Consider the following 9,354-nt stretch of genomic DNA (forward strand, 5'->3'; position numbering starts at 1 on the left):
GGCTCGCTCCCACAAGGGTTACTTTTGACTGAGCTGCGACACCGCTGCCCGGCGAAACTGACGCTTAGTATATCGACGAAGCCCAACCGCCGTTGGGCTTCGCTCACATTTCTTGCAACAGTCAGTCCAGGGCCTTCCAGATGTCGGTGGCGTATTCGCGAATGGTCCGGTCCGAGGAGAACCAGCCCATGCGCGCGGTGTTGAGCACCGCCGAGCGCCACCACTGCTTGGGATCGTGCCACCTCTCCTCGACTTTGGCCTGGGCATTCCAGTAGGCATCGAAGTCCGCGCAGACCAGGAAGCGGTCGTAATCCACCAGCGAGTCCACCAGCCCGGTGTAACGCATCGGATCGTCCGGCGAGAACACCCCGCCACGAATCGCTTGCAGCACATCGTTGAGGCGATGGGATGCGGCGATGTCCGGTGCGGCGCTGAATTCGCCGTTGCGCTTGCGCGCTTCCACCTGCTCGGCGGTCAGGCCGAAGATGAACATGTGCTCGCCACCGACGCGGTCATGCATTTCCACGTTGGCGCCGTCCATGGTGCCGATGGTCAGCGCGCCGTTGAGGCCGAACTTCATGTTGCTGGTACCCGAGGCCTCGAAACCGGCCGTGGAAATCTGCTCCGACAGGTCTGCCGCCGGGATGATGCTTTCGGCCAGGCTGACGTTGTAGTTGGGCAGGAACACCACTTTGAGCAAGCCGCGCACGGTCGGGTCGTTGTTGACCACCCGGGCGATGTCGTTGGTCAGCTTGATGATCAGCTTGGCCTGGTGATAGCTGGCAGCGGCCTTGCCGGCGAAGATCTTCACCCGCGGCACCCAATCCACCTCCGGCTCGGCGCGGATCGCCTGGTACAGCGCCACGGTGTGCATCAGGTTGAGCAGCTGGCGCTTGTACTCGTGGATCCGCTTGACCTGCACGTCGAACATCGCCGCCGGGTTGACGGCAATGCCCAGCCGCTCGTGGATCAGGTAGGCCAAGGCTTTCTTGCTGTGCAGGCGCTGCTCGGCGAATTGCTTGCGGAACGCCGGTTTGTCGGCGAACGGCTCCAGTTCGATCAGCCGCTCCTCAGGGTTGTCGAGCACGCTCGGGCCGAGGGCATCGACCATCATCGAGGTCAGTTCGGCGTTGGCCTGGAACAGCCAGCGGCGGAAAGTGATGCCGTTGGTCTTATTGTTGATCCGGTCCGGATAAAGCTTGTGCAGCTCAGAGAATACGGTGCTGCGCATCAACTGCGTGTGCAGCCCGGACACGCCGTTGACGCTGTGGGAACCGAGGAACGCGAGGTTACCCATGCGCACCCGACGACCGTTGTCTTCTTCGATCAGCGACACCGAGCGCAACACGTCGAAATCGTGCACGCCCTTGGCCCGCAGCGAATCGATATGCTGGGCATTGATCAGGTAGATGATCTGCATGTGCCGCGGCAACATGCGCTCCATCAGCCCTACCGGCCAGGTTTCCAATGCTTCAGGCAGCAGCGTGTGGTTGGTGTAGGAAAGCGTGTCCTGGGTGATCTGCCAGGCCGCGTCCCACGCCACGTCGTAGACGTCCACCAATTGGCGCATCAGCTCGGCCACGGCAATCGACGGGTGGGTGTCGTTGAGCTGGATCGCCGCATGATCGCCCAGGGTCAGTACCGAGGTGTGCATGTTGCGATGGCGGCGCAGCAAATCCTGCAGCGAAGCAGCGACGAAGAAATATTCCTGGCGCAGGCGCAGTTCCTGGCCGGCTTCGGTGCTGTCGGCCGGGTACAAAACGCGGGAAATACTCTCGGCGCGGGCCACTTCCGCTACGGCGCCGAGGTGGTCGCCAGCGTTGAAGCGCTCCAGGTGCAGGTCTTCCACGGCTCGGGCGCGCCACAGGCGCAGGGTATTGACGCTGGCACCACGCCAGCCGACGACCGGCGTGTCATAGGCAATCGCCCGCACGGTTTCGGCCGGGGACCAGACCTGGCGGGTCTTGCCGGTTTCGTCGGTGACAGTCTCGACGCTGCCGCCGAAGCCGATCGGGTAGACGACCTCCGGCCGCTCGAACTCCCACGGGTTGCCGAAATCCAGCCAGTGCTCGGTCTGCTCCTGTTGCCAGCCGTCGACAATCGCCTGGCGGAACAAGCCGTGCTCGTAACGAATGCCATAACCATGGCCGGCGATACCGAGGGTCGACATGCTTTCCATGAAGCATGCCGCCAGACGGCCAAGGCCGCCATTGCCCAGCGCCGCGTCGGGCTCCAGCAGACGGATGCGCTCAAGGTCCACGCCCAGCTCGGTCAAGGCTTCGCGGGCGGTGTCGAGCAAGCCGAGGTTGCTCAGGCTGTCGTACAGCAGCCGGCCGATGAGAAATTCCAGGGAGAGGTAATAGACGCGCTTCTGGCCCTTTCGGTAGATCTGCCGCGTATGGTCCATCCAGTGTTCGACCATATGGTCGCGGGCAGCGAGGGCGATGGCTTCGAACCAATCGTGATCAAACGCATGATCGGGGTCCTTGCCGACGGCATAAGTGAGTTTGGTCAACACGGCGTCGCGAAAAGCCGCAACCTCGGCTTCGCGAACAAGTGGTTCTTGAGTCATTGATGAGACCTCGAACGAGCATGGAAATGTCTGAGCCTAGACGGTCTGACAGACGGTACGGGCTCTTGGTTCGGTGGTTTTTCCCAGGTGTCGGAGAATCGCCGCCAGAGAATTGCCAGATAGGCGAGTGAATGCAGGGGCCGTGCCGGTCCAGGCGGGGTTTTGCCGCGAGGTAAAAAAAACCGGCAGATGGTCGTTCAAAATTTCACCAGTCCCGGTATGATCGCGCGCCCTGATGCATGCTGGTAAACCGTGATGATGAAGCCCAACCTGATCGCCGCCGCGGAGATCGACCGACTCGATACCTGGGCCAAGTATTCCGCCCCGATGTGCGGTTCCTGCGTGTCGAGCTGCTGCACGCTGCCGGTGGAGGTCAAGATCAAGGACCTGATCCGCATCGGCATCGTCGATGAGTTCGAGCTGGGCGACCCGCCGAAAAACATCGCCAAGCGCCTGCAAAAGGAAGGGATCGTCGAGCGCTACAACCAGAAATCGGAAATCTTCACGCTCCAGCGCATGAGCAACAACGATTGCCTGTATCTGGATCGCAAGAGCCGGCTGTGCACCATTTACGAAAAGCGCCCGGACACCTGCCGCAATCATCCACGGGTCGGGCCACGGCCGGGGTATTGCGCCTACAAGCCCAAGGAAGTGGAGCGCGAGCGTAATCCGCGGACTTTGGACAGATTTTGAACGACTGATGGTTTAGCGGCGCCTGCAATACCGTCTTCGCGAGCAGGCTCGCTCCCACAGGGGCCTTATGTCGTGCACAATCCTGCGTCCGACAAGTAACCACTGTGGGAGCGAGCCTGCTCGCGAAGGGGCCCTCACAGGCGCCACATAAATTCCAGGCATAAAAAAACGCCCCCGGTCTCACAACCGGGGGCGTTTTTCATTCAGCCTGGGCTAAATCAGTTCTTGGCTTTCTTGGCGGCGCGGGTACGCTCGCTTTCGTCCAGGATCTTCTTGCGCAGGCGGATCGACTTAGGCGTCACTTCACACAGCTCGTCGTCCTGGATGAATTCCAGAGCCTGTTCCAGGGTAAAGCGAACAGGTGGAACCAGGGCGATGGTTTCGTCTTTACCCGAAGCACGCATGTTGTCGAGCTTCTTGCCCTTGGTAGGGTTCACGCCCAGGTCGTTGTCACGGCTGTTCAGACCAACGATCTGGCCGCCGTAGATTTCCTGGCCGTGTTCAACGAACAGCTTGCCACGCGCCTGCAGGGTTTCCAGGGAGTAGGTCAGCGCCTTGCCGGTTTCAACCGAAACCAGAACGCCGTTCTGACGGCCGGACATGTCGCCGGACTTCATCACGTCGTAACGGTCGAAGATCGAGGTGAGGATGCCAGCGCCGTTGGTCAGGGTCAGGAACTGGTTACGGAAACCGATCAGACCACGAGCAGGGATGTTGTATTCCAGACGTACACGGCCCTTGCCATCCGGCACCATGTTGGTCAGGTCGCCCTTACGCAGGCCCATCTCTTCCATCACCTTGCCCTGGGATTCTTCCGGCAGGTCGATGGTGACGTTTTCGAACGGTTCGTGCTTCACGCCGTCAACCAGACGGATGATCACTTCCGGACGGCCTACAGCCATTTCGAAACCTTCGCGACGCATGGTTTCGATCAGAACCGAGAGGTGCAGTTCGCCACGGCCCGAGACCTTGAACTTGTCAGCCGAGTCGCCTTCTTCAACGCGCAGTGCAACGTTGTACAGCAGCTCTTTGTCCAGACGTTCCTTGATGTTACGGGAAGTCACGAACTTGCCTTCTTTACCGCAGAATGGCGAGTCGTTTACCTGGAAGGTCATGGAAACGGTTGGCTCGTCGACGGTCAACGGCTTCATCGCTTCAACGGTGTCCGGGTGGCACAGGGTGTCGGAGATGAACAGCGAGTCCATGCCGCTGATGCAGACGATATCGCCGGCAGCTGCTTCTTCAACGTCCACACGGTGCAGACCGTGGTGCCCCATCAGCTTGAGGATACGACCATTGCGGCGCTTGCCGTCGGCGCCGATAGCCACGACCGGGGTGTTCGGCTTGACGCGACCACGGGCGATACGGCCAACACCGATCACGCCCAGGAAGCTGTTGTAGTCCAGTGCCGAGATCTGCATCTGGAACGGGCCGTCACGGTCGACTTTTGGCGCGGGTACGTTGTCGACGATCGACTGGTACAGCGGGGTCATGTCGTCGGCCATTTCGGTGTGGTCCAGACCGGCAATACCGTTCAGGGCCGAGGCGTAGACGACTTTGAAGTCCAGCTGTTCTTCGGTGGCGCCCAGGTTGTCGAACAGGTCGAAGATCTGGTCCAGAACCCAGTCCGGACGCGCGCCTGGACGGTCAACCTTGTTGATGCACACGATCGGACGCAGGCCGGCTTCGAAAGCCTTCTTGGTCACGAAACGGGTTTGCGGCATAGGGCCGTCCTGGGCATCGACCAGCAGCAGCACGGAGTCGACCATCGACATCACGCGCTCGACTTCACCACCGAAGTCGGCGTGGCCCGGGGTGTCCACGATGTTGATGTGGTAGCCGTTCCAGTTGATGGCGGTGTTTTTCGCCAGGATGGTAATACCGCGCTCTTTTTCCTGGTCGTTGGAGTCCATCACGCGCTCGTCGTTGAGCTCGTTGCGCTCCAGGGTGCCGGATTGACGCAAGAGTTTGTCTACCAGGGTGGTCTTACCATGGTCAACGTGAGCAATGATGGCGATGTTGCGTAGATTTTCGATCACTTGTGTATCTCGATCAGAGGATTCGGTGTGCTGACAGGTCGTGGCAGCGATTTACAGTAGAGTCCGACAGTTACAGCGTGTCGGCGGCGTCGGGGGGCCGGTGACGCAGGCCACAGGCAAACAGCCCCGGGCACTTAGCTCGGTCGATAAACGCGCACATTGGCATGCCCCTCACTGAGCAAATGATGGGCATGCAGGCGACTCATCACGCCTTTGTCGCAATACAGCAGGTACTGGCGAGTAGGGTCCAGTTCCTTGAAACGCGCGTTCACTGCATAGAACGGCATCGTTTGTACCTCGACGCCGGCAACGCTCAGCGGGTCGTCTTCAGCATCGTCCGGGTGACGGATGTCGATGATGATCTGACCGGCCAGCGCTTCGCCGACTTCTTCAATCTGAATGTCCTGGCCCAATTCATCGATGACCCGATCGATCGGCACCAGCCTGGCGTTCTCGATTGCGCGTTCGAGTACCGCCATGTCGAATTCTTTCTCTTCGTGCTCCACGCGCCCGCGCTTGGCCGCCGTCTTCGGATTGACCGAGATGACCCCGCAGTACTCCGGCATGTGCCGGGCAAAATCGGCGGTGCCGATCTCGGTGGCCGTGTCGATGATGTCCTGCTTGTGACTGGCAATCAGCGGACGCAGCACGAGTTTCTCGGTCACGCAGTCGATCACCGACAGGTTCGGCAGCGTCTGGCTCGAAACCTGGGAAATCGCCTCGCCGGTGACCAGCGCGTCGATGTGCAGGCGGTCAGCGATGCTCGTCGCGGCACGCAACATCATACGCTTCAAAATGACGCCCATATGACTGTTATCGACTTTGCCGAGAATCTCGCCCAGGACTTCCTCGAACGGCACGCTCACAAATAACACGCGCTGGGAGCTGCCGTACTTCTTCCAGATGAAGTGCGCCACTTCCATGACGCCCAGTTCGTGGGCGCGCCCGCCGAGGTTGAAGAAGCAGAAATGGCTCATCAAGCCGCGACGCATGATCTGGTAGGCGGCGACGGTGGAGTCGAAACCACCGGACATCAATACCAGCGTCTGTTCCAGCGAACCCAGCGGATAACCGCCGATGCTGTCGTGCTGGCTGTGGATCACGAACAACCGCTGGTCGCGAATCTCGATGCGCACTTCAACTTCAGGGTCTTTCAGGGAGATGCCGGCCGCGCCGCACTGCCGGCGCAACTGGCTGCCGACATAACGTTCGACGTCCATCGAGCTGAACGGATGCTTGCCGGCGCGCTTGCAGCGTACCGAGAAGATCTTGCCGGCCAGGGCATCACCATAATGGAGCATGCACTTGGCGAGGATATCGTCGAAGTCCCCCAGCGGATATTCGTCGACCTGGAGGAAATGCGCGATGCCCGGCATGCAGCTCAGGCGCTCGGTCATTTCCTTCAAGGCCTTGGGTTCGCTGACGCGGGTTTCCAGTTCGAGGTTGTCCCACACGCCATTCACCACCACGGCCGGGTCCAGGTCACGGAGCACGGCACGGATGTTCTTGGCCAGCTGGCGGATGAAACGCATCCGTACCGGGCGGCTCTTGATGGTGATCTCGGGGAAGACTTTTACGATTAGTTTCATGAAAACAGCGCGCGAACGGCCAGCCGAAAAAGGGGGGCGCGGATTATAGCGGAAATTGCTCAAGGTTTAACCAGTTAATCTGCATTTGGTTTTGGTCGCACCAAAACAGGTCACAATCGACAAAAGGCGCCACATTGCGGTGCGCAATTGTCCGACAATCCGTGCCCAGCCCCTTTTAAAAGCGAGTATTTGGTGCAAAAAACCCATGCTGGGGCACTGGCATGCAAATTGCTCCCTTGTGAGGCAGGTTGCCTTGGCAGAGTATTCGCGCCGGCATCACCCATATCTAAGGGCACACCATTACCGCCCGAAGCCACCCGGAGGACATATGTCGAAGTCGGTTCAACTCATCAAAGATCATGACGTCAAGTGGATTGATCTGCGCTTCACTGACACCAAGGGCACTCAACATCACGTGACCATGCCGGCCCGTGATGCGCTGGACGACGAATTCTTTGAAATCGGCAAGATGTTCGACGGCTCCTCCATCTCCGGCTGGAAAGGCATCGAAGCCTCCGACATGATCCTGATGCCGGACGACGAAACCGCGGTCCTCGATCCGTTCACCGAAGAGCCGACCCTGATCCTGGTTTGCGACATCATCGAACCTTCGACCATGCAAGGCTATGACCGCGACCCACGCGCCATCGCCCACCGCGCCGAGGAATACCTGAAGTCCACCGGTATCGGCGACACCGCTTTCTTCGGTCCTGAGCCTGAGTTCTTCATCTTCGACTCGGTCAAGTTCAAATCCGACATTTCCGGTTCCATGTTCAAGATCTTCTCCGAACAGGGTTCGTGGATGTCCGACCAGGATGTGGAAGGCGGCAACAAAGGCCACCGTCCAGGCGTCAAAGGCGGCTACTTCCCGGTTCCACCGTTCGACTTCGACCACGAAATCCGTACCTCCATGTGCAACGCGCTGGAAGAAATGGGCCAGACCGTCGAAGTTCACCACCACGAAGTGGCGACTGCCGGCCAGAACGAAATCGGCGTGAAGTTCAACACGCTGGTCAAGAAGGCTGACGAAGTCCAGACCCTGAAGTACTGCGTGCACAACGTTGCCGACGCCTACGGCCGCACCGCGACCTTCATGCCGAAGCCTCTGTACGGCGACAACGGTTCGGGCATGCACGTGCACATGTCGATCTCCAAGGACGGCAAGAACACCTTCGCTGGCGAAGGTTATGCCGGTCTGTCGGACACCGCCCTGTACTTCATCGGCGGCATCATCAAGCACGGTAAAGCCCTGAACGGCTTCACCAACCCTTCGACCAACTCCTACAAGCGTCTGGTCCCAGGCTTCGAAGCACCGGTTATGCTGGCCTACTCGGCTCGCAACCGTTCCGCCTCGATCCGCATTCCTTACGTGAACAGCCCTAAAGCCCGTCGTATCGAAGCGCGCTTCCCGGATCCGGCTGCCAACCCATACCTGGCCTTCGCCGCACTGATGATGGCCGGCCTGGACGGTATCCAGAACAAGATCCACCCTGGCGATGCCGCTGACAAAAACCTGTATGACCTGCCGCCTGAAGAGGCCAAGGAAATCCCACAGGTTTGCGGTAGCCTGAAAGAAGCCCTGGAAGAGCTGGACAAGGGCCGTGCGTTCCTGACCAAGGGCGGCGTATTCAGCGATGACTTCATCGACGCTTACATCGCGCTGAAAAGCGAAGAAGAAATCAAGGTTCGCACCTTCGTACACCCACTGGAATATGAGCTGTACTACAGCTGCTGATCCGGTAGCGCCGTCATGCACGGCGTGAAATAAAAGAGGCCTCCTTCGGGAGGCCTTTTTCATGGGCGCCGGTTACAGGCATGATGCCTCGTCGCTCCTCCATTAAAGATGAGACCGCCCATGACTTCGCGCCTCAAGCTCTGCCTTGCCCTGTCCGCCGCACTGCTGGCCACCAGCGCCGAAGCGGGCAACGCTCCCGAAACCCTTACCCCGCTGCTGAACGCCATTGGCGAACGCCTGGCCATCGCCGATCAAGTGGCGTTGAGCAAATGGGACAGCGGCAAACCGGTGGAGGATCGCCAGCGCGAGCGTGAAGTCATTGCCGCCGCCGTCGCCCAGGCGCCGGCCTACAAACTGACCGGCGAAACCGTGGAAGCGTTTTTCGCCGCCCAGATTGAAGCCAACAAACTGGTGCAATACATCAACCTGTCCGACTGGGCCCTCGACGGCAAGGCCCCGGATCTGCCACGCCCGGACCTGGTGGGCGAGATCCGGCCCAAACTCGATCGACTGCAAAAACGCCTGTTGCAGCAACTGGCCGACTTCGCCCCCTACCGCACCGACCCGCAGTGCCCGCAATGGCTGGCCCGCGCCACCCACCACAACAAGCAACACCCGGTGCACAGGCTTGCGCTGATCCGGGCGACTGCCGAGCTGTGCGTGTCCGCAAAATCCTGAGACACCAAAATTCCCCCTGTGGGAGCGAGCCTGCTTGCGAAGAGGCCC

6 protein-coding genes are annotated in these 9,354 nt (G+C 59.9%); 3 read left to right on the top strand and 3 right to left on the bottom strand.

The genetic code is table 11. The features are described from left to right. Positions 1-121: 121 nt before the first annotated feature. Positions 122-2,572, bottom strand: coding sequence for a glycogen/starch/alpha-glucan phosphorylase (locus tag ACE04F_RS26015; RefSeq protein WP_305497418.1), 2,451 nt, complete (start codon positions 2,570-2,572; stop codon positions 122-124). Positions 2,573-2,827: 255 nt separating this feature from the next. On the opposite strand from ACE04F_RS26015, the gene ACE04F_RS26020 reads away from it, so the two are divergent. Beyond that, entirely contained in the window at positions 2,828-3,265 is a 438-nt protein-coding gene (locus ACE04F_RS26020; protein ID WP_024778075.1) for a YkgJ family cysteine cluster protein, read from the top strand. A gap of 218 nt (positions 3,266-3,483) precedes the next feature. Here ACE04F_RS26020 and typA read toward each other — a convergent pair whose 3' ends face one another. Both typA and thiI read right to left on the bottom strand, forming a co-directional pair. Then, entirely contained in the window at positions 3,484-5,304 is a 1,821-nt protein-coding gene (typA, locus tag ACE04F_RS26025) for a translational GTPase TypA (RefSeq protein ID WP_486110498.1), read from the bottom strand. A 134-nt stretch (positions 5,305-5,438) separates the two neighbouring features. After that, the gene (gene thiI, locus ACE04F_RS26030) at positions 5,439-6,893 is read right to left on the bottom strand and encodes a tRNA uracil 4-sulfurtransferase ThiI (protein ID WP_305497422.1); all 1,455 of its coding nucleotides are present in this window, start codon (positions 6,891-6,893) and stop codon (positions 5,439-5,441) included. A 328-nt stretch (positions 6,894-7,221) separates the two neighbouring features. Between thiI and glnA the strand changes: the two genes are divergently transcribed. Both glnA and ACE04F_RS26040 read left to right on the top strand, forming a co-directional pair. Then, positions 7,222-8,628, top strand: coding sequence for a type I glutamate--ammonia ligase (gene glnA, locus ACE04F_RS26035; protein WP_186638815.1), 1,407 nt, complete (start codon positions 7,222-7,224; stop codon positions 8,626-8,628). 120 nt (positions 8,629-8,748) lie between these two features. After that, entirely contained in the window at positions 8,749-9,306 is a 558-nt protein-coding gene (locus ACE04F_RS26040) for a chorismate mutase (protein WP_486110499.1), read from the top strand. Positions 9,307-9,354 lie beyond the last annotated feature (48 nt).

The organism is Pseudomonas sp. AGC41 (assembly GCF_057334555.1).